Source organism: Geminisphaera colitermitum TAV2, from assembly GCF_000171235.2.
Lineage (GTDB): Bacteria > Verrucomicrobiota > Verrucomicrobiia > Opitutales > Opitutaceae > Geminisphaera > Geminisphaera colitermitum.
Map to the genome: position 1 here is coordinate 26,735 of NZ_ABEA03000006.1, position 20,555 is coordinate 47,289.

At 58.9% G+C, this 20,555-nt stretch carries 30 protein-coding genes; 2 read left to right on the forward strand and 28 right to left on the reverse strand.

Features of this window, described 5'->3' with window-relative positions; all coding sequences use genetic code 11:
• Nucleotides 1-200 precede the first annotated feature (200 nt).
• The 12 genes from OBACDRAFT_RS00985 to OBACDRAFT_RS01035 form a co-directional block, all read right to left on the reverse strand.
• The gene (locus OBACDRAFT_RS00985) at nucleotides 201-707 is read right to left on the reverse strand and encodes a PBECR3 domain-containing polyvalent protein (protein ID WP_043582111.1); all 507 of its coding nucleotides are present in this window, start codon (nucleotides 705-707) and stop codon (nucleotides 201-203) included.
• Entirely contained in the window at nucleotides 704-1,141 is a 438-nt protein-coding gene (locus tag OBACDRAFT_RS00990; protein ID WP_157836856.1) for a hypothetical protein, read from the reverse strand. Before OBACDRAFT_RS00990 ends, OBACDRAFT_RS00985 begins: the two co-directional genes overlap by 4 nt.
• Before the next feature lie 128 nt (nucleotides 1,142-1,269).
• Nucleotides 1,270-1,515 (reverse strand): bZIP transcription factor, encoded by a 246-nt coding sequence (locus tag OBACDRAFT_RS00995; protein WP_043582115.1) that lies wholly within the window; start codon nucleotides 1,513-1,515, stop codon nucleotides 1,270-1,272.
• Nucleotides 1,512-1,688, reverse strand: coding sequence for a hypothetical protein (locus tag OBACDRAFT_RS27725; protein WP_157836857.1), 177 nt, complete (start codon nucleotides 1,686-1,688; stop codon nucleotides 1,512-1,514). Before OBACDRAFT_RS27725 ends, OBACDRAFT_RS00995 begins: the two co-directional genes overlap by 4 nt.
• On the reverse strand, nucleotides 1,685-1,831 hold the full coding sequence (locus tag OBACDRAFT_RS28785) for a hypothetical protein (protein WP_198529828.1): 147 nt from the start codon (nucleotides 1,829-1,831) through the stop codon (nucleotides 1,685-1,687). The genes OBACDRAFT_RS27725 and OBACDRAFT_RS28785 overlap by 4 nt, the downstream gene beginning before the upstream one ends.
• A 299-nt stretch (nucleotides 1,832-2,130) precedes the next feature.
• Nucleotides 2,131-2,397: a hypothetical protein gene (locus tag OBACDRAFT_RS27735; RefSeq protein ID WP_157836859.1), complete on the reverse strand. Its 267-nt coding sequence runs from the start codon at nucleotides 2,395-2,397 to the stop codon at nucleotides 2,131-2,133.
• 170 nt (nucleotides 2,398-2,567) lie between these two features.
• Nucleotides 2,568-3,695, reverse strand: a complete 1,128-nt coding sequence (locus OBACDRAFT_RS01010; RefSeq protein WP_043582120.1) for a hypothetical protein — start codon at nucleotides 3,693-3,695, stop codon at nucleotides 2,568-2,570.
• Between the two features lie 26 nt (nucleotides 3,696-3,721).
• Complete coding sequence (locus tag OBACDRAFT_RS01015; protein ID WP_043582122.1) at nucleotides 3,722-4,276, reverse strand: hypothetical protein; 555 nt, start codon at nucleotides 4,274-4,276, stop codon at nucleotides 3,722-3,724.
• Nucleotides 4,277-4,297: 21 nt separating this feature from the next.
• A complete protein-coding gene (locus OBACDRAFT_RS01020; RefSeq protein ID WP_043582123.1) occupies nucleotides 4,298-4,564 on the reverse strand; it encodes a hypothetical protein in 267 nt (88 codons plus the stop codon).
• 39 nt (nucleotides 4,565-4,603) lie between these two features.
• Nucleotides 4,604-5,293, reverse strand: coding sequence for a hypothetical protein (locus OBACDRAFT_RS01025; RefSeq protein ID WP_043582125.1), 690 nt, complete (start codon nucleotides 5,291-5,293; stop codon nucleotides 4,604-4,606).
• A gap of 10 nt (nucleotides 5,294-5,303) precedes the next feature.
• A complete protein-coding gene (locus OBACDRAFT_RS01030) occupies nucleotides 5,304-5,894 on the reverse strand; it encodes a hypothetical protein (RefSeq protein WP_043582127.1) in 591 nt (196 codons plus the stop codon).
• 4 nt (nucleotides 5,895-5,898) lie between these two features.
• Nucleotides 5,899-6,714: a hypothetical protein gene (locus tag OBACDRAFT_RS01035; protein ID WP_043582129.1), complete on the reverse strand. Its 816-nt coding sequence runs from the start codon at nucleotides 6,712-6,714 to the stop codon at nucleotides 5,899-5,901.
• Between the two features lie 26 nt (nucleotides 6,715-6,740).
• Between OBACDRAFT_RS01035 and OBACDRAFT_RS27740 the strand changes: the two genes are divergently transcribed.
• A complete protein-coding gene (locus OBACDRAFT_RS27740; protein WP_157836860.1) occupies nucleotides 6,741-7,523 on the forward strand; it encodes a hypothetical protein in 783 nt (260 codons plus the stop codon).
• Here the strand turns inward: OBACDRAFT_RS27740 and OBACDRAFT_RS01050 are convergent.
• The 14 genes from OBACDRAFT_RS01050 to OBACDRAFT_RS01105 all read right to left on the reverse strand — a co-directional run bounded on the left by OBACDRAFT_RS01050 (nucleotide 7,486) and on the right by OBACDRAFT_RS01105 (nucleotide 15,668).
• Nucleotides 7,486-8,367 carry a hypothetical protein gene (locus tag OBACDRAFT_RS01050; protein WP_043582136.1) on the reverse strand — a complete coding sequence of 294 codons (882 nt, stop codon included), beginning with the start codon at nucleotides 8,365-8,367 and terminating at the stop codon, nucleotides 7,486-7,488. The two genes, OBACDRAFT_RS27740 and OBACDRAFT_RS01050, sit on opposite strands and share 38 nt — an antisense overlap.
• Nucleotides 8,368-8,415: 48 nt before the next feature.
• A complete protein-coding gene (locus OBACDRAFT_RS30445; RefSeq protein ID WP_269799044.1) occupies nucleotides 8,416-8,550 on the reverse strand; it encodes a hypothetical protein in 135 nt (44 codons plus the stop codon).
• A gap of 483 nt (nucleotides 8,551-9,033) precedes the next feature.
• On the reverse strand, nucleotides 9,034-9,318 hold the full coding sequence (locus OBACDRAFT_RS28790) for an ADP-ribosylation factor GTPase-activating family protein (RefSeq protein WP_198529829.1): 285 nt from the start codon (nucleotides 9,316-9,318) through the stop codon (nucleotides 9,034-9,036).
• Nucleotides 9,319-9,623: 305 nt separating this feature from the next.
• Entirely contained in the window at nucleotides 9,624-10,145 is a 522-nt protein-coding gene (locus OBACDRAFT_RS01055) for an ATP-binding protein (RefSeq protein ID WP_043582138.1), read from the reverse strand.
• Between the two features lie 313 nt (nucleotides 10,146-10,458).
• Nucleotides 10,459-11,388: a hypothetical protein gene (locus OBACDRAFT_RS01065; RefSeq protein WP_043582142.1), complete on the reverse strand. Its 930-nt coding sequence runs from the start codon at nucleotides 11,386-11,388 to the stop codon at nucleotides 10,459-10,461.
• Nucleotides 11,389-11,403: 15 nt separating this feature from the next.
• On the reverse strand, nucleotides 11,404-11,550 hold the full coding sequence (locus OBACDRAFT_RS27745; protein ID WP_157836861.1) for a hypothetical protein: 147 nt from the start codon (nucleotides 11,548-11,550) through the stop codon (nucleotides 11,404-11,406).
• 15 nt (nucleotides 11,551-11,565) lie between these two features.
• A complete protein-coding gene (locus OBACDRAFT_RS01070; protein WP_052360810.1) occupies nucleotides 11,566-12,438 on the reverse strand; it encodes a hypothetical protein in 873 nt (290 codons plus the stop codon).
• Between the two features lie 4 nt (nucleotides 12,439-12,442).
• Complete coding sequence (locus OBACDRAFT_RS01075) at nucleotides 12,443-12,808, reverse strand: hypothetical protein (protein WP_043582144.1); 366 nt, start codon at nucleotides 12,806-12,808, stop codon at nucleotides 12,443-12,445.
• Nucleotides 12,805-12,996 (reverse strand): hypothetical protein, encoded by a 192-nt coding sequence (locus OBACDRAFT_RS01080; RefSeq protein ID WP_043582146.1) that lies wholly within the window; start codon nucleotides 12,994-12,996, stop codon nucleotides 12,805-12,807. Before OBACDRAFT_RS01080 ends, OBACDRAFT_RS01075 begins: the two co-directional genes overlap by 4 nt.
• Nucleotides 12,993-13,820: a hypothetical protein gene (locus OBACDRAFT_RS27750; RefSeq protein ID WP_157836862.1), complete on the reverse strand. Its 828-nt coding sequence runs from the start codon at nucleotides 13,818-13,820 to the stop codon at nucleotides 12,993-12,995. Before OBACDRAFT_RS27750 ends, OBACDRAFT_RS01080 begins: the two co-directional genes overlap by 4 nt.
• A complete protein-coding gene (locus tag OBACDRAFT_RS01090) occupies nucleotides 13,817-14,071 on the reverse strand; it encodes a hypothetical protein (RefSeq protein ID WP_043582150.1) in 255 nt (84 codons plus the stop codon). Before OBACDRAFT_RS01090 ends, OBACDRAFT_RS27750 begins: the two co-directional genes overlap by 4 nt.
• Before the next feature lie 124 nt (nucleotides 14,072-14,195).
• Nucleotides 14,196-14,804 (reverse strand): RNA polymerase sigma factor, encoded by a 609-nt coding sequence (locus tag OBACDRAFT_RS01095; protein WP_081721739.1) that lies wholly within the window; start codon nucleotides 14,802-14,804, stop codon nucleotides 14,196-14,198.
• A 10-nt stretch (nucleotides 14,805-14,814) separates the two neighbouring features.
• Complete coding sequence (locus tag OBACDRAFT_RS01100) at nucleotides 14,815-15,264, reverse strand: periplasmic heavy metal sensor (protein ID WP_043582152.1); 450 nt, start codon at nucleotides 15,262-15,264, stop codon at nucleotides 14,815-14,817.
• The gene (locus tag OBACDRAFT_RS01105; protein WP_052360811.1) at nucleotides 15,261-15,668 is read right to left on the reverse strand and encodes a hypothetical protein; all 408 of its coding nucleotides are present in this window, start codon (nucleotides 15,666-15,668) and stop codon (nucleotides 15,261-15,263) included. The genes OBACDRAFT_RS01100 and OBACDRAFT_RS01105 overlap by 4 nt, the downstream gene beginning before the upstream one ends.
• Nucleotides 15,669-15,775: 107 nt before the next feature.
• On the opposite strand from OBACDRAFT_RS01105, the gene miaA reads away from it, so the two are divergent.
• Nucleotides 15,776-16,711 (forward strand): tRNA (adenosine(37)-N6)-dimethylallyltransferase MiaA, encoded by a 936-nt coding sequence (gene miaA / locus OBACDRAFT_RS01110; protein WP_232766478.1) that lies wholly within the window; start codon nucleotides 15,776-15,778, stop codon nucleotides 16,709-16,711.
• A 10-nt stretch (nucleotides 16,712-16,721) separates the two neighbouring features.
• Here miaA and OBACDRAFT_RS01115 read toward each other — a convergent pair whose 3' ends face one another.
• Nucleotides 16,722-19,022 carry a DNA polymerase domain-containing protein gene (locus tag OBACDRAFT_RS01115; RefSeq protein ID WP_232766480.1) on the reverse strand — a complete coding sequence of 767 codons (2,301 nt, stop codon included), beginning with the start codon at nucleotides 19,020-19,022 and terminating at the stop codon, nucleotides 16,722-16,724.
• 52 nt (nucleotides 19,023-19,074) lie between these two features.
• Nucleotides 19,075-20,517: an MFS transporter gene (locus OBACDRAFT_RS01120; protein ID WP_043582157.1), complete on the reverse strand. Its 1,443-nt coding sequence runs from the start codon at nucleotides 20,515-20,517 to the stop codon at nucleotides 19,075-19,077.
• Nucleotides 20,518-20,555: the final 38 nt, after the last annotated feature.

Sequence of the window (20,555 nt, forward strand, 5' to 3'; positions counted from 1 at the left end):
AGGCGCGGGCTGCGCGCAAACGCCGCCGCGCTACCGTTGCGGCTTATGCCTGAGTTGCCGTTACGCTAACCGGTCGGGTTGACAAGGCGGGGCAGGTGTGCCCTATTAGGGTCGTCTCCTAGGTCGGAAAGCGGTTAGGCCGTCAAGCTGGAGGGCGAAAGCCATCAGAGCCTCCGAATAGGAGACCCTTTTTTTACCCTTCAGTTTTTATACATCGTTTGGAAAACGAGTTTTTTCCGCCCCACCCTTACCTCCTCGATTACGGTGGTTACTCCGCTGGCGTCTTTGTAAAGGTATTCGATGGCTTCGAGGCTCCGGTGCGTTTTCTTCTGCGATTTCCTGACCTTTTGGGCGTTTTTTAGATAGTAGGGGATGCGCAGGATGTCTGCGACTGTGACGGGGAGTTTGTCTTTCCCATGCTTGTTCAGGGCATGGTTCACTTCATCAATGGCCACGGCATGGGCCTTGTATCCGTTCAGGTTAAGGCCAGTGAGTCCAAATAGTCTTTGCGCCTCGCTTGGAGTGATCGGCATGTAATCGACAAAATCGTCCTTTTGCCGGGTTGGACGCGGGCCAAGATACCAGCGGCGCAACACGGATTCGGGGCGTGTCCACCAAAACCAAATGCCGCCGCAAATGGCGGCGGCGAGGGTGGCGAGGGTGGCGAGGATGGCGAGGATGGCGACAATGGGCGCGTGTTTGCTCATGCGGAAGGGGCGGGTTTTGCGCGAGTGAGGAGGTGCCACGCAATGAAAAACGCCCCTGCCACGGCCACAAGCACGCCCGCAATCCAGAGACCAGCGGGCGAGGAAAGCAGGTGGCAGACAGCGGCTCCTAGTCCCGCGCAGACAGCCGCAAGCCAATGCGCACGCCAGGCGAGGAGACCGGCCAGCGCGAGGCACGCGAGGGCGGCGAAGGTGTAAATGAGCACGCGCTTCCCCGTTGCTTGTTCAGCCGGGGAGGGGGGAGTGAAGGCTTGCGGTGCCGTGGCAGTCTCCTTGCGTGTAGTGAGTTTTACACTACTGTCTTTCGGGAGCTTGGCCGTGAATGTCCCCAGTGTTTCCGAAAACGTGACTTCCGTTCCTGCCGGGAGCGTGAAAGACGCCTCGCCGGTTTCGGCGGATGCCGTGGCAGGTTTCACCGCATCTCCAGTCTGTGAAACGCGGACGCCCCCGGACCGCGCAACGGCAGACGGAGGCTTGGCTTTGTGTGCGGTCTGGCAGGCCGGGAAAACCGCAAGGCACGCAAAAAGAACGAAGAAACGGGCGTTCACGGATGCTTTGTCGTTTGGCGAACCAAGTCCGTCAGAATCGCACGTAATTCCTCGTTTTCTTCGGCGAGGTTATCACATTCGCGGCGGAGGGCGGCGGTGTATTCAGGGTCAATCGAGTGTGAGTCCGAGAAGGCGTAATCTTCACGGCTTTCCTGCGTGGAGCATCCCGAAAGGACTAAAAAACCTGTGACGAACAAGGCGAAGCCTCCGATGTAGGTGGCAATGGTTGTGATCGTTCTCATTGTGTATTGTTTTTTTGGTTACGGATTTCGCGCCATTTTTGGACGCACGAAAGAATCATGAAGGCGGCGGTGGCGAGCCCGGCGAGGATGGACGCCACCGTTGAAACGTCGGTTAGCGCGAAGTCCACCGACAGGCCAAGCAGGCCGATGCAGAGTTTGTCGGTTGTATTCATTTTTTGGTTTTTGAGAGTTTTCCAATCAGCCAGAAAGCGATCAAACCGACTGGCAGGACGGCGAGCAGCGTAAGCCATGCGCTGGCACTGGAGGTTTTGCCGGTGAGCACGTAGTTGACGTAACTTTCGCAATTACGGGTCAACCAATTGAATTTGGGCGGGTTGGAAGCAAACGCGACTGCTCTTGCCTCCATTTCCGGCGTCAGAGCAACCCCTTGATTTTCCACGAGTTTTCTCCCGTTGAAAAATTGACTTGTGCTTTCTCGCACAAGTCCAGTTCGCCCAAACGAGATTATCGTGTCGCTTGCAAATTGGATGCCACTGTGACGAAAAAATGGAACGGTCCGGGCCGTGGCACGGATTACATTTATTCGCTTCGCCTGTGTCGGCAGAGGCGGCAGTCCACACACGGAAACCTCCGCCTCTTTTGTGTCTGCGTTAGTCATTTTTTGAGCACTCCTTTTGCTTTGAGTGCGCCGTCGATGTAGGGTTTGAGGAGCGTCAAAACCCAGATGCCGAGGGCGGCAAAACCGAGGAATTTCAACCAGCCGGGAATGGAGTTCCAAAAACCTTTTCCAACGGTGTCGATTGCGGTGTTGATGCGGCCCGGAAGTTCGCTGGCGGATTCGGCAAGCGCGGAGGGAATGCGGTCATTGACGGCTTCGCCAACGGTTGCGGAGAGGTCCGCGGTATCCGTGATGGATGCCATTTGTCGCTGAAATTCGTCTTCTGAAAGAAGACCGTCCGCCCGTTGACGTTCGAGAATCGCAGCCTGTTCAGCGGCAATTTTCTCCGTGCGTTCCCGCTCTTTTTTACTCGTGAAGAGCCAGCCTGAAAATGAGTCTAACCATCCCATTGTAGTTGTTTCCTGTTTTGTAGTTAGTTTACCAATACGCGCCCCCACGAAATGGCCCAGTCAACGGTGAGGGCGTTGTCGCTGTCCTTAACCTGCGTCTGGTCGAATTTGATGCGCAGCATGGGCCAGATCGTGTCGTAATAAGACCAGCCGAGGGCCATGCATTTGATGTCCGTGCGGTTGCCGTCGTTGAGCGTGAACTCGCTTCGCCAGACGCGACGGTAGGAGCCCGCAACGTAGGGAAGGCGGGTGGCTGTCTTGCGTGACTTTGTCCCCCCCAAAGCGAAATTATTGGCGGTGTTTGGGAGCGCGAATGCTTCCTCGCTGTTGCCAAGGAAGGTTTCAAATTCGTATTTATTCGGCGAAATCTGCGACGGCCAGCCAAGGTTTTCGAGTTGCACCTGTCCGCCGCCACCGGTCCAGAACGGGCCGGGCATGGCAACGGGAGAGAGGGGGGAAAGTGCGATGTAGAGGTTGAGCACAACCTTGAGTTGCTGGCCGGGGACAAGTGTAACGCCGCCACCTTCCAGCACGTCGCGGCCAAACAGCGAGTTTGACGACTGGTAATAGTTCCACGACCAGCCGACTTCATGGAGTGTGACTTGCGTGGTGACGGCGTTGAAAATGAAGGTGCGTTTGCGGACAAGCTGGTTGTCCACGATGTTAACGGTGTTGTCGTCTCCCCCGGTTCCGTAAACGTCCGTGCGCATGGTTTCGGCGGTGAGGCCGGTTTGGTTGACATACCAGATCGTGCCCTTTGCCGGGGCCGGGAGTTCACGGGCGATGTCCACGGAGGCCGTCACTGTGTCCGCCACGGCCTGAATGCGCATTTCCTCGCCGGTATCCAGTTTCAAAAGACGCCCGACGTCCTCATTGCTGAAAAACGCGGCGCTGGCCTTCACGGTGTTGCCGGTCTGGGTGAACGCGATGTTGCCGGAGTCGCGGCGGGTGGGGGTTGTGCCGGTGCCGACGACGGCAGCGCGGATTACGTCGTCCCAATGGTAGTTTTCGACAAGCGCGTTGAGGCCGTTGTCGAGGATGAGGTTTTTCTTCCAAGGCTGGCGGAGTTCTTCCGTGCCGTCCGGGTTTAGAACGGAAATTTTGTAGCGGATGCCGATTTGTTGTTTTGTGCTGGTTGAAATTTTTCTCATGGTGCGAATGTGTATCTAAAAAATGGTTACGCGTGGGGACCGTAGGCAAAAGCGTCAAGCGCAACGTCCGCCTTGGTGGTGTTGGCGGCGGCGATGTGCCCGGATGGGGTCAATGATGCGGCGGACATGGCGACGGCTTGCGTGGCGTGTTCTTCGCCGGTTGCAGTCAGGGCCGGTTCGTAAAGGAGCGCGTCAAGACCGAGGGTTTGCGTGGCGTTTTTCGACAATGTCGGGCCGGTGGCAGGCTCGTAAGTCCATGCGGCAAGTCCAACGTTTTGCGAGGGGGTTTCAATCGGGGAGACAACAGCGGCGCGTTCATACAGTCCCCAGCACACGGCGCGGATGCCGGTGCCGCCAAAGCTGCGAATGCTGCCGTCCGCCATGCCGCGCACAACAGGTTCCATCTCCATGTCTTCCGTCGCGTCTTCGTTGCTGTCGATGCGCGTTACGGGGACATACAGGAGCGCATCGAGCGCGGCGGAGAGTTTCGCGGTTTCGCTCGCAAACGGCACGCGCCAGCCACGCCGCACATAGAGGAGCGGCGTGGGGATGCACTGGATTTGCGGGCGGGCGAAGATCACGACGGAGGCGCGGTGTAGTGATTACTTGGTGACGGGTTTCGCGGCGGCGAGCGCGGCGGCAATGCCCTTGAGCGCGGCCACGTTGTCCGCTCCCAACGCGGCGGCAAGGTCTTCGCCGGTAATGGGGATCGGTTCGGATTGCGGAGCCCCCTGCGGACGCACGGCGGTTCCGTTTTCGAGCGCGTCAACCAGCTTGCCGATTTGCGCGGGGATGCTGTTGAGGACATTCACCGCTTGCGCGGCGAGTTGGGCGGCGGCGATGGCCGGAGTGATGTTTGCCTTAATCATTATTTTGCTTTTGTTGTAGTTATTAACCAAATACTAAAATCAGTAGAGGGGGCTAATAATGCCGTATTCGGCGAGCCGATCTGTAAGCGTGTTTACGCGGTCAATGACTTGGCTAAGCGGGGCATCGCTAGGAAGCTTGCTCAACGTAAGGGGATTAGCTTCGGATTGAATGTCGAGGATTGCTTCCCCAAATATATTTACCACGCTCAGTCCCCCCAACAGCGTCGTAGGGCCATCGACGGAAAGCGGGGCAAAGACTTCTAAGTCAGATCGGATGGCTACGGGTGACAAAATATTCAAGAAATACTCCCCCCACTCTGCGACATAACCGCCCTCAGAGTTGTAGAGTATGCGGTTAGTCCAATCAATTGCCCCGACTGCGTATGCATCGTAGGCTATCCGTTCTTGCCAGTTGATCGCGACGACGTACCCGCTCAAATCGTACAGTTCGCGCGTCCAGTGCCCGGCAGAGCGGATTCCCTCTCCGTCTGTCAGGTCCATTTGCCAGAGCGGAACAATCCCGTTCGAGCAGAGGACATTCCCCGGTTGACCGACCCCCATATCGTCCGTGGCGTCAAGGAACGGATTGCGCGGGGCGAAGTCTCCCAACAGCGTCGCAAGGGAGGCGCGGTTTCCACCGGGCGTGCCGGGGCGGGCGATTTCCACGCAATCGTCACCGGACAGGTCGAACAATTCCGGCAGATCAAAAATGGTTTTGTAGGATGGCATTGGTGCGAGTTTATGCGGTCCACCAGATTTCCGAAATCGTAGCGGCGAGGGGGGCGGTCTGCGGGTTGTGGATGCGGACGAATCCGCTCACGTGGTGCGTGATCGTCTCGTTGGCTCTCACAATGCCGGTTACGCCGTCGCTGGCGTCACGAAATTCCAGATACAGTTCGTTGCTCGTGTTGCTCACAACGACGGCCTTGCGACGCAGCAATGTGTTTTTGGGCGTGCCGAGCAAATCGACAAAACCGTTCGGCTGAATGATGACACTGCCACCGTTGGACGGGGCGAGCATTTCCGTGGGGGCTTCGATCTGGTCAAGCCGGTTGTCGGAGAACTTCACCACCCCGGCCCAAAATGAGACGAACATTTCTTTCTTCGTCGGGGAACGAAATTCGAGGCGCTCAAAAAACTCCGGGGCATCGAAGTCCAGACTCATTCCGCTTCGGAAAGTGGAATAAGGCATTGCGTCGATTTTGATTTCAACCGGGCCGGACGCGGAGAGTAGCGAGAAGTGACGGCCATGCACCATTGCCACGCCGACTTGTCCCGGACCAGCGGGGATGACGACGTTTACGATGCTGCCTTGCTGGGAGGTTATCATGGCTTTATTTGTGTTTCAGGAGGGCGAGGGCGATGAGGCCGGCAATGACCGCGCCAACGATCAGCTTGGTCTGAGTGGAGGTGTTTCCTTCATCTGCTGCGCCGATGGCGGTTCCCGCGCTCGTGATTGCGCTTTCAGCCGCATTGATGGACTGGTTTGAGGTCTGCCGTGCGAGGTTGATGTTTTCCAGCGAGGCGATGTGCATTTTGTCCATCGCGCCCATGACGCCTTGCAGGGCCGTGTCCATGACTTGCATGTTGGAACCGACTGCGAGGTTCATTGCCCGGTCTTGGAATCCCAGCGCGGTTCCAGCCAGTTCCATGTTTGAGCCAATGGCCGTGTTGAACATGTCTTTGCCGACTGCGAGCGCATCGGTGCCGAAACTTAGCGCGTCCCGGCCAAAATTCATCGCCTCTAGGGTGGTGGCGAGGTTGCCCCCGATGGCAGTGTTGGCGATGTCCTTTGTTGCCTCCATCGCGGACTGGTTGACCTTCGTGTTTTCCGTCAACGCGGTCAGCGAGGTCAGCAAGGAGCCTTCCATCGCGCTCTCCGTGAGTGTTCCGAGTTGTGAGGCGGAATCCCCGGCAAACTTGAACGCGGCGTCAACGGTGCCGTGGTCAGTGCTGGTGGTGACAATGCTGGTTGAAATGGTGTTGTTGTTTCCAACTTTGCCAGTGATTGCGCCGCTGTTGTCGTTGAGCGACTGGTCAACGGTGTTGCGCGAACCGGAGCCAATGCCAACGCCTTGATCCTGCACGGTTGCGCTTTGATCGTATGCCTTGGTGCCTGATTCTACTTTTGTGCTTCCGAAAAGTCCCATGTTATTTCCTCCGTTTTTTCCCGAAAATGAAACTGGCGAGCCCAAACGTGAACAGCATGAGCGCGAGCCCGCCGCCAACGATGAAGGCCCATGTAGTGCCAGACCAACTACTGACCGGTTGCGACACTGCCGCCAACGCCGCTTGCAGTGGTTTCTCTTGTGACGCGTTGGAAGAAGCGCCGTCTTTCGCAACGGATGCCACCGCATCGGCAGAGCCGCTTGCGGAAACGTCCCGTTGCGTCGAAGAACTGGACGTTGAGATGTCTCCAGACCAACCCCCGTTCACGATTTTGGGCGAAAAGATAATCGTGCCTGAATTGCTCGTTGGCCCGACTGTCGTGTTTGATGCGAGGCTGTTGCTTCCGGCGATGTCTAGCCAACTCATAGCGTTAACGACGTTTGAAAATGAGCACGGCCCCGACAACGGCCAGAATCACGCCACCAGCGGCGGCGGCGATTTTCCAGATGGTGTTGCTCGTTTGTGTTTTCGTCCCGGTGCCACCAGCGGCATTGCCAACGGCTCCGGCAGTGGTTGCGGCCTGTTCTGCCAGCTTTTGCGCGGCGGCGGCCTTGGCCTGCGCTTCCGCCAGCTTTTCGGCCACTTTCGCCTGGCCGTAAGCGGTAGCCATTTCTTTGCCGCTGTCGAAAAGTCCCCCGACAAAATCTCCAAAGTCCATGTGTGTTTTTCCAGTTTAACCCGCGCCATTTTTAGAGAACGGCGCGGGTGCTATGTTGTTGTTGTATTGGACCGGATGATACCGGTGTCGAAGGTCAGTAGCTGCCTTGAAGCGATTCGTTCAGGATCGTGACGGCCCCGGCTGTCGGTGAATGGATGCGGACGTTAAGCGAGCGACGGCCAATGATGGCATCGGCGGTTCCGTATTCATCGAAGGGGATGGGGAACGTCCACACGCTGGCGGACATGTTGAGATCAGCCAACGCAAGGGCGTTGGTCTCCGCGTCCACGTCGAAATAGGACACGTCGTCGGCGAGCACTTCCACGCGGTTGATTGCGCTGCCGTCCTGTTTTTGGAGAAACAGGCGGTTGATGGGCTGGTTGAGCGGCAGGGTGGTGAAGTTGTAAACGCCAGCCGAAATCGGCTGAGTGAACGTGGTCTGATGCATGATCGACTGGAGGAACGATCCGCCTTCCGGGATGGAGGGACTGCCAATCCAGTTGTCCACGCCGTTGATGCGGTAAGGAATGTTCCAGTCGTGCGCCTCGTAAGCCGTGATTGTGAGACCAGCGGCCTGCGCAGGCGTGAGGACTCCGGCGCGCACAAACATCTGAATTTCAAACGAGCGGACAAGCGCGGCGGGAGTGGGCCATGCGCCACGATACATCTGTTGCGGCGTTTCCTGCCACGGCTCCACAAAGTAAATGGGAATTTCGTCGTCGGCGACGGTCAGGTTGTTGAAGCGGGCGAGATTGCGCAGGATGGTGGCATCAACTTCGCGGACCGCCGCACCGTTGATGTTGATTTTGATTTCACCGATAAGCTGTTCGACGGTGACGGGATTGGCGACGTCGGCGGGAATGCCAATTTTGTATTTCGCCCAGTGGTAGCGCGGCCCAACGGTCATTTTGGTATAGCAGAATGCGCCGGGGACGGGACTCGTGATGCCCGCAACGGGCTGTTTGATTGTCGGCATGGTAGTTGTTTCGGTTGTGTGTTGTAGCGTTTTTCCGATACAGACGGATTAGGCGGATGCGGCGGCTTTGCTGCCAGTCACGGCTTTTCCAACAGCGGGGACGCGGTTGATGAGGAACAAACCGACGATCACGCCAACGGCGGCGGTCACGACGGGAATCACGTAAACGAGGAGTTTCTTCATGTCAGTTTTGTGTGTTAATGTTTTTGTATTTGTCTTTCCGATACGTCCTGTAATATCCACCCGTTTTTACACAAAAAAAAGCCCTCTGGTTGTCGCCCTTTGCCGTTCGATGCTGCCCGATGTCGAAGGATGTCGCGCGATGTCGGAGAATGCTGGTGGTTGGACGTAAAAAAGCCCCGACGTTTCAGGCCGGGGCGGGTTATATGTGTATTCTGTTTTTGGCTACCTTGGCGTTCTATAAACGAACGCCCATTCCCAGAACTAGGTGTTACGCTGACGCGCTACGATCTCACTAATCTGCCGACCTATTGCCTTGGATCGGAGACGGTGGTTCAGATATTGTTCTCGCTGCACATGGTACATCCCTGTGCGCAAAAGGCGTCTCCGCATTGCGCCATGCATGGCGGCGCACGACACGTAGACCACCTCGTCCCCATATATTGGTATTGGTTTTTTCATCGTGAAATTGCGTAACCAGCCGCGTCACCGAATGCCTCCGGCATCGGTGCGCTCGGTGTTCAGAGGAGGGATAATCATGAGTCCGCCGCAATCGGCGCATTCGTAGATCTCGCCATCGGCATCCGCGACTTCGTGATCTTCGGCCACTCGATAGCGGCCAGCGTCATCCGAGGTTGCGCCGCAATCGGCGCACCGCGCATTTCCGGGGATGTGCTCACCCGGTGCCGGGATATATGCCCGGTGATAATTATCGCGCAGCCAACCCTCAGAACCAGCCGGTTGCGCCAATGTCTCATTGTCATTCGCCATGTCGCACCTCCGGGTTAGACCTGTTTTTTTGGCCGACTGAAAAGCCGGTCATCCATGCTTCACGAAGCAGGCCAGAATCGAACTCCACTGGGGGCACCGTGTTTCCGCGCTCGCCGTCATAAACACCAAGGTCGAAAGCGATGTGTTCTTGCTCAGTGTGTCCGCAATCAGGGGGACAACCTCCGAGGTCGGGAATGTGCGCCGGTCTAACCAGAGCGCAGGAGGCAACGGGCGGTGCCGTAGTTGTGGTTTCGATACTCATAATTTCCGTGCCTCCTCTGAGGTGTTGGGCGGACCAAGTGTTTTCATAGTTTTAGTTTTCGTTTCACAATCGGAGAACCGGGGACGTAATGAAGGAACTCGTAGCTTTTTGCCGGGAGGTGTTGGGCGGCGAGCAAGCCGTTTTCCATGAAGGTCTCAGCCCAAAGCTCCGCCCCTTTTGCTGGTTGGCGGAAAAGGAAAACTTCGGTGAGGTTTTGGCGCATACCGGGCAGTAAATCGGTGGCGGAATGGCAAAGGACGTAGAGCAAATGCCCGTTGTGCCGGATGCGCGTAAAGAGCCATGACAGCGAGCGATCCCGGTCAATCGTGGCGGATGCGTCTTCGATCCATACGCAACAATTCCGCGAGCGTTCCACACTCAGGCAAAACCGGTCTTTGTCGTTTGTGACAAAGGAGCCTCGCGGCCATGCGTTGGTTTCAATTTGAGGATCGAAAACGATGTGCCGCCGCCCTTGCAAAACGGTAATCGCCCCCGCGAGTGAATGCGCGAGGGTGGATTTGCCGCACTCGGAAGGCCCGGCTATGGCAACGCGAACACTGGCCATTATTCGGCCCTCCCTTCCGGTTTTGGGGCGGTGTTTTCAGCGTTTAAGATGTGAGGCAGTTGGGGTCGATAGCTCAGCAAAATGACGATGAAAATGAGGACTAAAACCAGTTTTACCGGGGACCAAGGACCGGGCAAGCAGGCCCAAAAGAGGAAACTGCCTCCGGCCAAAACCGCGAGCGGATAAAACGTGCAAAGCAGCGTGTAAACGAGCCCGGTAAGCCCGCCAAAGCGGAGAGTGTTATGGGCGTGGAGATTGATGATTGCATTCATTGTGTATTGTATTTTTGGTTACGTGTTGCGGTTGATTGCGGTCAAAAAACGGGATTTCCGGTGTTGCGGAACTGGGCCGGGACTTCCGGTGTGCGCGGCGCGTGTTCGGAAGGAACCGCAACCGGGGATGAGGAAGGGTCCACATGCGGCGTCGCGGGTGTCGCGGTGGCGGTATTTGCGGAAACGGTGCGGGGGGGGGCGGCGGCGGCAACCGGTTTGGGCTTTTTACCAAACCAGCTTTTCCACCAGCTTGCCAGTTTCGCCGACACACCCGGTTTTTGCGCGGTTGTCTCCACGTAAAGCCCCCAAAGCATGAGGAGCAAAACCAGCCCGGTTGCGACCCAACCTTTGCGCATGAGGTAAGCGGAGGTGCCGTCAACGAGCGCCTTGTGTTCCGCTGGTGTGGGGGTGGTTTCTTCCGGGTGTCCTGTGACAAAACCAAGTCCGGCATACGTGAGGCGGCAGACGGATTCAGCGGTTTTTTTTGCCGCAAGTTCCCGCGCTTCCGGTGTCTGCCCGTCGTCTGTTTTGCCCGGTTCCGTGCCAGAGGCCGTTTCTGTGGCGGTTTCCCCCGGTTCCTGTCCGGGGGCGGCTCCATTTCCTTTTGGGATAAACAGGTCGCTTTCCGGTGCAGAAACGGTGGTTTGTGCGGTTGTTTGCGCGGGAGAACCGCCCGCGTTTGCGGTGTCCCCGGTTTTGCGGGGGCGTCCGCCTTTCTGGTTTTTCCACCGTCCGATTTTATCTTTTTCCGGGCGGAATTTTTTGGGGTCAAACTTCCGCCCCAAGCTGTCCAGTTCGTCCAAGCGGTGGGCGCTTGCCTCGCTTTGTTCACTGGCACCGGTCGGAGCGGAAGAAACGGGTTTGCCGTCAACGGTAGTGGTCGCTTTGGGAGCACGTGCCAGCGCATCCGCGGCGAGGTTCGTGGCGTCCGTTATAACGGGCGGTTTTGTGTTTTCGGTTTCGATGTCCATAGGTGGAAAAATGGGTTAGGGGAAAAGCGGCGAATTGGCCTTGATGAGCATGAATGCGCTTTCAGCACGCATCCCTTGGCGACGGTAACGGCGGTAACGCTGTATCCGTTTGTATCGGCGTTTTAATTCACTGCGTTGCTCTCGAATTTCGGCGGTTTTCATGGTCAAAATGGGCAGTTAAACCCCGCACATCCCCTCACATTCGTTACCAAACATTTCCAACTGCCCATAGGAAGCGCGGTCAGAAAACGTGATGGTGTCGAGAGGTTGGCAGGAACCGTGCAGGTAGGGCATTCCGTCCAATGCTTCTTGGCGGCGGGCAGCGTCCTGTAATCGTTGTTCGTCCGCCACGGCGGCGGCAAAATCCAGCGGGGAGTTTTCCTGCAAATTGCGCCATTCGTCGTCTCCATGAAAAGGACAACCAACGCAAGCAGAGCGCGGTGCTATCGGGTAACCGTTCGATGACAACCAACGCAAGCAATCCTGTCGTGTCATGCCAAGGTCGATTAGCGGCCAAGTATTACGAATATACGGCACGCGTGATGGCTTCATGCGTATAACTTCGTCCATCGAAATTCCAACCCACATTTCGCACGCAACCGACTTGCCGCCTCGCTTCACGCCTAGCAATTCACGCACCTTTTGCTGTATCGGAATGATTTTGTAATCTGCGGTGCATTTACGGCCAAGCAAGCCGGGCTTCCCGTCGCCTTTGTCGATAAAGGCCGGGATCAGACCTTTCATGTAGAGCTTGCCACTTTTCTGTGACAGGCGGACTTCTGCCGCCACCTCGAAAAGGTTTCCCTTATGGACACGGTAAATCGGAAAGCTAACTTGCGATTCCAACCAATCTAGCCATCCGTAGATTCCACCAGTGATCCATTTCCCGGAGCCCGGATCAAACGTGCGCGTGTGGCGCGGTTCATGGCCGGTATCAGCGAATATGGCGCAATCGGGTTTGGTGATTCCTCCGGCCTCTGCCAATAGCGCCAATGTGGACGATTGTACGCCCGCGCCGAGAGACAACACTTTGAGTATTGGTTTATTCATGACGTTAGAATGGGTTTTCGTTTTCCGCCCTTTCACGAGCGATTGAGAGAATGGCAGGGCCATAGATTCCGCCGTTTCGTCCTTCGATTAGCGCGGTAAGGGCGCGTTCGGTGTTTCGCCGTTTGATTTTCGTGTCGAAAAGGGCCTTGTTGCGGCGACGCGAGGAAGCGAAACGCCCGCAAAATTCACGATACCAGCGGGCGTTTTGATCCGCCAGCACGCGGATGCATCCGCCTTCGTTTGTGTGGATTTTTTGTGGGACTAAAACCACCTCCAATCGGTGGCTTTCAAATTCGTCCCGCATGTCGTGCAAGGCGCGTTTTACAGGGTCGAATTCATAGAGGTTTTCGTAGTCGTTCGCGTAAATCACGATGCGCCCCCTTTCAGAATCGAAACATCGGGCATTCGTGACGTTTCGGCGGCGGCGGCGATTGCTGCGCTTTTCGCACGAATCGCTTTCGTGATTGGATGGTCAAAACCGTAAGCCTGATGCGCGGCTAAGGCGGCTTTGTTGATGTTATGGCGGGCGATTAGCTCGCGACGGGTCAAAGGTCTCATTGGGCATGTGCCGCAAGCAAAGCGGCGAATTCAGGGTCGTGTTGGAGGTCGGAAAACGCCGTTTCCTCGCTAGCCTTTGGCACGGCAAAAGAGACGATCACGTTTTCCACAATGGACGAAACGGCGGACGACTCGCCGGATTCGACAGCAAGCGCACGGCGGCGAATCGCCACGCGTTCCGCCATGCTCAAACCGTCCACAAGGCGACGGCGGGCGAGGCGGATCAGGCTGGACGGTTCCCATCGGACGGAACGCGGCAAATGCGCCAAATCGTCGTCAATGGACCGCAAGGCGTAGCGGTAAGCGTCTGCAATCGCGTCCCGCGAAAAACCGGCGTGAAGGGCATCCGCTGCGAAGCGGTAAGCGTGCGCAAAACGTGGCATCGTCCGCGAAATGGACCGATGCGCACGGCAAAGAACGTTTCGAGCGAACCAAGCGGCAAGAGCGAGGATGCGCGGCGGTGCCTTGCGATCGGTCTGCCATCCCCCCTGAGAAGATTTTTTCAAATCCGGCGCAGCCGTGTTTTGATATTCTTTTTTTGCGTAGCAAAACCCCCTTAAGTGAGGAGAGTTTCGGTCTGAAATCCGCGCAGCAAAAACCAGCGGGTAGCAGAATACTGAATACGAACGCCCGATGCGTTTTTTCTCGAAACGAAACGCCCCGGATTCGCGCACCGTGACAAGCGCGTTTTCCACGGTTCTTTTCGTGCAAGAAAACGAACGCGCAAGGGCGTCCATGTCCAAACGATAGAAACGTGTTCCTTTCGCGAAAATCGCCCGCAAATAGGCCGTTAAGCGACGGTGAATCGGCACGCGACGCTTCACGATTCACCTCCCGTTTCGGCAAGGTCCACGATACCAATCACCCGCATCAATTCCTCTTCTGTTATGTAATGGAACGGACGAAGCGCAGCGAGCGTGCGGACCTTGCCAGTCTTGCAACGGTCCGACCACCAACGCGCCGAGCGGAAAAAACCAAATTGTTCCGCCGCCGCCGATGCCTCACAAGGCGTGTAGGTCCGGCGCGGACGCGGACAAACGGCTTTGCCGCCTTGGAGTTGGGCGGCGTTAGGCATCGTCGCGCCCTCCCTTTAATGTGCGTATCGCTGCTACAAGCCTATTAGCCGCAATATGCAGTTTCTGAATATCAATGCCATATGCGGAAAGGTAATCCGTTCGACTCCGACCATCGGCTCCAGTTTAACAGGACAGCCAGCGGGAGAGGCGTTTGCGGAGGAGTTGGCGGGCGCGATACAGGCGGGTTTCAACGGCCTTGGGCGTTGTGCGCATGATGTCGGCAATCTCGGCATGCGAACGGTCCTCGTATTCAGATAGGATCACGGTCGCCCGCAGGTCGTCGGGGAGCGCATGAATGGCGACTCGCACAGCTTCGGCCCGTTCTTGCAGCTCCACAGTGGCGGCGGGCAGGGGGGCGTCGCTGGCAGTGTCACGGGCGGCGTCGAGCGGTGGATGATTGCGATGGCTGCGCCAACGGACGCGGTCACGAGTCAGGTTGAGTCCGATCTGAAACATCCAGGTCGAAAATCGGGAGCCATCGCGCCAGCGCGCGCGATGCTGGTAGATGCGCACGAAGGTCTCTTGCGCGAGGTCGTGGGCGTCGTGCTCGTTCTGCAGGTGGCGTTCCAAAAAATGACGCAACGGCACCTGCCAGCGGTGCATGAGTAGGTTGAGCGCAAGGTCGTCGCCGTCGCGCAGGGCAAGCATGAGCGCCTCGTCGTCGGGTGCGGCGGCAGCGTCGCCAACGGGGGGGGGGGGGGGAGGGGGAGTGTTGTCCGTGGCGTCGGTCATCGGGCGCGGCTCACTTCAGTCCCATGGGTTGATCGTGCGGGGCGGTTTCGAGTTTCGGTTCGGTGAGCGCGAGAAAGCGGCGGCCTTGCTCGGGGGTCATTTGCGAGGCGACTTGGCGAAGGTGTGCAAGTGTGGTGTCGCGGCAGAGCCGGGTGAGGTGGTCGAGGTCGGACTGGGCGGCGGCATGGGCGGAGGCGTCGGGGGCGGCGGACGCGGCGGCGAGTCGTGTCCGGGTTTCTTGGATACGCCGGCAATGTTCTTCACAAATCGGTTCGTAGGCGGCGTGGAGTTTCTGGATGGCGTCGGTCTGGGCGGGGGTGAGGGCAAATTCTTTTTGCAGCCATGCCAGGGTGTCGTTGCCGGCGGTGGCGTGCGGGACGCATCCAAGCCAGTGGGTGAGGCCAAATGCGAGGGCGCAGGCGGCGAGGGCGGCAAGGGCGGTGTAGAGGAGGCGTTTCACGGGCTGGCGGTGGACTGATGGTGCTCGTGACCGGGAGTGGCTGGAGTGGCCGGCTCGGTGGTGGCGGCGGCGGGGCCGGGGAGGTGCGCGCGTTGCAGGGGATCGATGCGGGCGATGTAGGCGGCGGCCATGCGATCAGTGGCTTGCGCGTGGTTGTAGGAGAGGGCGAGCGTGACGCCGACGATGGCGGCGGTGGCCACGGTGGCGGTCGTCGCGGCGAGCGCGCGGGTCATGAAAACCGACAACAATTTTCCGGGCAGCGTCAGGAGAACGGGGGTGGGGGCGGGGTGGGCGTTGATCCGGGTCCAGACGGCAGACTGAAAATGGGGATCGCGGGCGGGCGGGGGAGGGCGCCAGGTGGAGAGCAGGGCGCGAAGGTCGTGGTCTTCGGCAGGTGATTTCATGCGGAGTGATACGTTGCGGCGGGGATTATCCCTTGGCGATTTTTGAATTCGCAGAATGGCTGCGTCCTCAACAAAAACTTTGAGTTCATATGAATGAGGCGTCGCGTGTGATTTATGTTCTTACCGGGCCAACGGCGGTCGGGAAAACCGAACTGGCTTTGCGCTGGGCCGAGGCCAATGACGCGGAGATCGTCTCGTGCGATTCCCTCTTGTTTTACCGGGGCATGGACATCGGCACGGCCAAGCCGACTCGTGAGGAACTGGCGCGGGTCCGGCATCATTTGGTGGACATTTGCGAGGTGCGGGAACCGATGGACATCACGCGCTATGTGGAACTGGCCCGAAATGCGGTGAGGGACATCGAGGCGCGGGGGCGCCGGGTGTTGGTGACGGGCGGGAGCGGTTTTTATTTGAAGGCATTTTTTTCCCCTGTGGCGGATGGCGTGGCGGTGCCGGCGGAGATTCGCGCGGAGGTGGCGCGTCAGTTGGAATCGGAGGGGCTGGCGGCTTTGGTAGTGCGATTGCGGATACTGAATCCGCCGGGAGATCTGGCGGGGTTGGACACGGCCAATCCGCGCCGGGTCACGAGGGCCTTGGAGCGTTGTCTGGCTTCGGGGCGGACGCTGGTGGAACTGGCGGCGGACTTTGCGCGGCAGCCGGGGCCGTTTGCGGAGTGGCGAAAGGTGTGCGTGCGACTGGAGCGGGAACCGGCGGAGCTCGATGCGCGAATCGTGCAACGGGTGGAAGCGATGTTGGCGGCGGGTTTGGTGGAGGAGGTGGCCGGGCTGGCGGCGGCGGGGTTTCGGGAAAATCCGAGTGCGGCCCGTGCCATCGGTTATCGGGAAACACTGGCCGTGCTGGACGCCGTCGCGACAGAGGGGAGGGGGGGGGGGGCGCTGGCAGCGGAAATTGTCAGAAATACGCGGGCGTTGGTGCGCAAGCAGCGGACGTGGTTTCGCACACAAATCCCGCCGCATCGGGTGGTGCCAGCGGCGATGTGGGACGAGGCCGAATGGCTGAAGGTTGAAGAGACAGTTGCCTGATTAACTGATCTCAAAACAGCTCGCCTTGCACGCCGCCGGGGGGGGGGGGAGGGGGGAGGCCAAGGAAAGGGCCGTAGCGTTCCAGCCAGTCGTCGATTTTTTTGAGATAATAATCGGCGTCGTAGGGCGCGGTGGCAGGATCATACAATTCCACGGGACGGGCGCGCTGCCAGTCGGCGATTTTTCCGGACGCGCGATGCATCACGTAATACGCCACGCGGTCGCCCATGCGCGGACGCGGATTGAGTTGCAACGCGGCCTCGGCGGCGGCGCGGCGGGGCTTGCCGCCGGCTTCGATCCAGCGTTCGTAGGCGTCGGGATTCTGGCTGAGGATTTCCGACTTGGCGAGTTCCTGCACGGGGAGTTCGCGGGCGGGGATGGCGGCGCGCAGGCGGGCCACTTCGTCGATCGGCGAATCGGGGCTGGCGCCGAGGAGATAGTGGATCAATTGCTTGCCGAGCTTGCGCAGGTAGGGCTCGGTGCCGCGCGAGCGCAGCGCGCTGCCGCGGAGGATGATCTTTTTCGCCTCGCCGTCGTAGAGCGCGTAGTTCTTGGCCTTGTAACAGAACATCGCTTCGTAGCGTCCGTCGTATTCGAGTTCGATGCCGGGGGGGAGGATCGGTGTGATGCGGGCGAGCAGGTTTTCCGGGTCGTCGTGATCGGCGGGGGAGGCGAGATAAATGCCGTCGGTGTCGGCCTCAAGAATTGTGCAACCTTGCGCGGTGAAGGCATCGACAAGTTTTTGCAAAAGTTCGCGTCCCTGGCGGGTGACTTCGGCGGCCAGTTCGCCGTCGCCGAAGCGGGCGCCGGAAAAGCCGAGGTAGCCGTAAAAGGAGTTGATGAGGATTTTGAAGCTGGCCTGCCGCGCCTGCGCCTCCGCCCGCTCGCCGGCGGTGGGGGCGGTGCGGGCGAGTTGTTTGTAGCGCAGCCGGTAGTCGCGGAGCGTGCGTAGTAGCGGAATGAATACGCCGAGGGAGTCGTTCGCGGGGTTTTGTCCGATGGCGAGGAGGAGGCTCGGGTAGAGCGAGGCAACGTCGAAGTGTAATACGTGTTTGAATACGCCTTCTTGAAAACTGCGCGTGTAGCCGCCTTCAAAGGGGCGGACTTCGGGCGGCGCGGGGCAGGACTGGCGGGCGTGGTAATATTCTTCGAGGAAGAGGAGGTCGATCTTGCCGGTGTTGCCGCGCAGGAGGGCCTCTTGCGGGAGGATGGGGAATGTTTTTATCTGCTCAAAGTAGGTGGGCAGGAGCAGGTCGGCGATGCCTTGCGTCTCGCGCAGATCGTCGGCGAGGTAGGCGAGGAAGCGTTCGCGGTCGGTTGTAAAGGTTTCCTGGATACGCGAGCCTTCGATGTAGGTGCGGGCGGAGTCCTCGTCGGTGATGCCGAAATAGACGGCCACGTCCTTGAGCCCGTAGGAGGTGAGTTCGCGCGTGGTGATGTCGTAGAGTTGCACGAGCAGGTAGGTGTCCACGACGGTGCGCCCGGGCAGGTCGCAGCGGGGGAAATCGAGCCAGCGTTCGGCGACTTTGAGGCGGCTGTTGCGAAAGGTGGCGGGTTGCCCGAAACGACCCCAGGCGCAGGGAACCTTGAGGCGCTTGGATCGGCGGCGGAGGTAGTCGAGGTCGAATTTGAAGATGTTGTGCCCTTCGATGAAATCGGGGTCCTCTTCGGCGAGGAGGGCGTTGAATTGTTCGAGGAGTTTTTTTTCCGCCGCGTCGGTCATTTCTTCGAGGACGAGGAGGCGGGTGCGGGGGGGGGAGGGGGGGGCCGTGAAGCGGAGGCCGATGGCGAGGATGCGGTCGTCGGGTTTGGTGGCGTCGGAAAACTCGCCGTCATGCGAGGCGGTTTCGATGTCGAGCTGGCAGCGGCGGACTTGCGAGAAGGCGATGTCGCGGAAGAGGCGCTGGCGGTGCTGGAGCAGATACTGGTTTTCGAGCGGGCGGATGAGGTCGATGCCAAAGCCGCTCCCGGATGCGGCGCGCGCGGCTTTGATAAAGGGCTCGTAGGCGGCGAGGGTGTCGATGTGCACGAGCCGGTTGAAGACGGCGTCGCCGTTGAGGGATTCAAAGTGGGCGACGTTGGAGGTGCGTTCGATCGAGAGTTCGGGTGCGTCGGTGGTGGATGCGGTGAGCCAGGCAAAGGGACGAAAGGCATCGGTGCGTTCCGTGCGCGTGCCATCGGGACGGGCAAGTGCGACATGCACCGTGCCATCGGCTGCAATCCAGAGTCCGGCCAACGATGGGGGGGGGGGGGGAAGGGGGGAGGGGGAGTCGGGTGTCATGACGGAGCGTTCGTGGATGTCTTCGGCCATGGTGCCAATAGGGACAGTCCTCGCGCCGGGGGCAACGCTGATGAGTCCGGGGTCAGAGCTTTCCGCGTCGCGTTTCCAGTTCCGTCCGGATTTCCGCCATGCGCGTCTTGGTCAATTTGTAGCGGCTTATCGCGAACAGGTTGAGCAGCATGAACGCGACGGGGATGCACACATAGAAATGTCGGAGATTTTCCGCGACATGCCCCGGTTGCGCCGCGCCGTATTCGGCCTTGAAACCGGTCAGCGTCAGCACAACCCCCGCCAACCCCGTGGTAATCGCCCCGGAGGTTTTAAGGCACCACGAGAACACCGAGGCGAAACTGCCCTCGCGACGCTTGCCGGTGGCGAGTTCGTCATAGTCGGCGATGTCCGCCTGCATCGAGGGCGCAACGAGCCACAATCCCACCGAGACAGGCCCGATCAGCAAGCTCGAGAGAACTTGCAGCCACGGATGCTCCGGCGTGTAAAAAACATAGACTGAAAGATAACCGAGCATCCCGCATCCGGTCGTCAGATACAGCATCATGTGTTTTCCGAGACGGGCCGAAAGCCATGTGCAGAAGGGCACGGCCAGAATGGCCGGAACCAGGAGGAGACTGGATTTCACCCCCTGGATTTTTGCCGCGAGCACAAGGTCGCCACGGCAAACGTGGTAGGCGTTGACGTAAAAGCCCAGCGAACTCACCAATGCCACTCCGAATGATTTTGAAATGACAACGACCAGCAGCCACAGGAAAGGCCGTGTTCTCAGCGTCTGCCTCATGCCGGCGATGAGCGGTTGTTTTTCCTGCTTCGCCGTTTTTTTTGCGTAATAACGCTCTTTGACGAAGATGCCCGGCAAGGAGCCGACCAGGATTGTCAGCACACCGAGCCCGATGCTGATCCAGCGCATCCCGTTGACCATGTCGGGCGCGCCATCCGCGCTCGTGCTGAACACGGGCAGCACCGCCAGCGCGAGAATCCAGCCGCCCGCCAGCGTGATGAATTTCTGCGAAACAGCCCGCCATGCGGTGATGTTCGTCCGCTCGTCGTAGTCGGGCGACATTTCCAGTTGCAAACTGTAGTAGGGCATCGTCCAGACGGTGAAGCAGGTATAGAAAATGAAGCCGCTGACCAGCAGCCATGCCGCCATCTGCCACTGTCCGAGGTCGCGCGGCATCCACCACATGAGCGGCAGGGTGAGTCCGGTGAGTATCGCGCCCGCGACGATGAACGGACGGCGGCGTCCCCAGCGTGTGCGCGCGTTGTCGGAAATGTTACCCATCACTGGATCGGTAATGGCATCCCACATACGCCAGATCATCATGATGGCGCTGATGAACACCGGGTCGAGCCCGAGTCCGATGTTGAAAACGGGGATGAGGTTGCTCTTGGGTATCCAGATAGCCATGCCCTCCACCTGCCCGCCAAGCCCGTAGGCAAGCTTTTGCCCTGCTGGCACGCGGTCGGCAGGCGCCACCTTTGAGCGGAAGCGAGCGAGAAAGGAGAGGTTCATTGGATGAATAACGGGATAACGGGGGGGAGGGAGGGGAC

Excerpts from the sequence above, each read along its gene's own strand:
- OBACDRAFT_RS00985 (WP_043582111.1), bottom strand. The coding sequence starts at position 707 with ATGAGCAAACACGCGCCCATTGTCGCCATCCTCGCCATCCTCGCCACC.
- OBACDRAFT_RS00995 (WP_043582115.1), bottom strand. The coding sequence starts at position 1,515 with ATGAGAACGATCACAACCATTGCCACCTACATCGGAGGCTTCGCCTTG.
- OBACDRAFT_RS27725 (WP_157836857.1), bottom strand. The coding sequence starts at position 1,688 with ATGAATACAACCGACAAACTCTGCATCGGCCTGCTTGGCCTGTCGGTG.
- OBACDRAFT_RS27735 (WP_157836859.1), bottom strand. The coding sequence starts at position 2,397 with ATGGCATCCATCACGGATACCGCGGACCTCTCCGCAACCGTTGGCGAA.
- OBACDRAFT_RS01010 (WP_043582120.1), bottom strand. The coding sequence starts at position 3,695 with ATGAGAAAAATTTCAACCAGCACAAAACAACAAATCGGCATCCGCTAC.
- OBACDRAFT_RS01020 (WP_043582123.1), bottom strand. The coding sequence starts at position 4,564 with ATGATTAAGGCAAACATCACTCCGGCCATCGCCGCCGCCCAACTCGCC.
- OBACDRAFT_RS01025 (WP_043582125.1), bottom strand. The coding sequence starts at position 5,293 with ATGCCATCCTACAAAACCATTTTTGATCTGCCGGAATTGTTCGACCTG.
- OBACDRAFT_RS01030 (WP_043582127.1), bottom strand. The coding sequence starts at position 5,894 with ATGATAACCTCCCAGCAAGGCAGCATCGTAAACGTCGTCATCCCCGCT.
- OBACDRAFT_RS01035 (WP_043582129.1), bottom strand. The coding sequence starts at position 6,714 with ATGGGACTTTTCGGAAGCACAAAAGTAGAATCAGGCACCAAGGCATAC.
- OBACDRAFT_RS27740 (WP_157836860.1), top strand. The coding sequence starts at position 6,741 with ATGAAACTGGCGAGCCCAAACGTGAACAGCATGAGCGCGAGCCCGCCG.
- OBACDRAFT_RS01050 (WP_043582136.1), bottom strand. The coding sequence starts at position 8,367 with ATGCCGACAATCAAACAGCCCGTTGCGGGCATCACGAGTCCCGTCCCC.
- OBACDRAFT_RS30445 (WP_269799044.1), bottom strand. The coding sequence starts at position 8,550 with ATGAAGAAACTCCTCGTTTACGTGATTCCCGTCGTGACCGCCGCCGTT.
- OBACDRAFT_RS28790 (WP_198529829.1), bottom strand. The coding sequence starts at position 9,318 with ATGGCGAATGACAATGAGACATTGGCGCAACCGGCTGGTTCTGAGGGT.
- OBACDRAFT_RS01055 (WP_043582138.1), bottom strand. The coding sequence starts at position 10,145 with ATGGCCAGTGTTCGCGTTGCCATAGCCGGGCCTTCCGAGTGCGGCAAA.
- OBACDRAFT_RS01065 (WP_043582142.1), bottom strand. The coding sequence starts at position 11,388 with ATGGACATCGAAACCGAAAACACAAAACCGCCCGTTATAACGGACGCC.
- OBACDRAFT_RS27745 (WP_157836861.1), bottom strand. The coding sequence starts at position 11,550 with ATGAAAACCGCCGAAATTCGAGAGCAACGCAGTGAATTAAAACGCCGA.
- OBACDRAFT_RS01070 (WP_052360810.1), bottom strand. The coding sequence starts at position 12,438 with ATGAATAAACCAATACTCAAAGTGTTGTCTCTCGGCGCGGGCGTACAA.
- OBACDRAFT_RS01080 (WP_043582146.1), bottom strand. The coding sequence starts at position 12,996 with ATGAGACCTTTGACCCGTCGCGAGCTAATCGCCCGCCATAACATCAAC.
- OBACDRAFT_RS01090 (WP_043582150.1), bottom strand. The coding sequence starts at position 14,071 with ATGCCTAACGCCGCCCAACTCCAAGGCGGCAAAGCCGTTTGTCCGCGT.
- OBACDRAFT_RS01095 (WP_081721739.1), bottom strand. The coding sequence starts at position 14,804 with ATGACCGACGCCACGGACAACACTCCCCCTCCCCCCCCCCCCCCCGTT.
- OBACDRAFT_RS01105 (WP_052360811.1), bottom strand. The coding sequence starts at position 15,668 with ATGAAATCACCTGCCGAAGACCACGACCTTCGCGCCCTGCTCTCCACC.
- OBACDRAFT_RS01115 (WP_232766480.1), bottom strand. The coding sequence starts at position 19,022 with ATGGCCGAAGACATCCACGAACGCTCCGTCATGACACCCGACTCCCCC.
- OBACDRAFT_RS01120 (WP_043582157.1), bottom strand. The coding sequence starts at position 20,517 with ATGAACCTCTCCTTTCTCGCTCGCTTCCGCTCAAAGGTGGCGCCTGCC.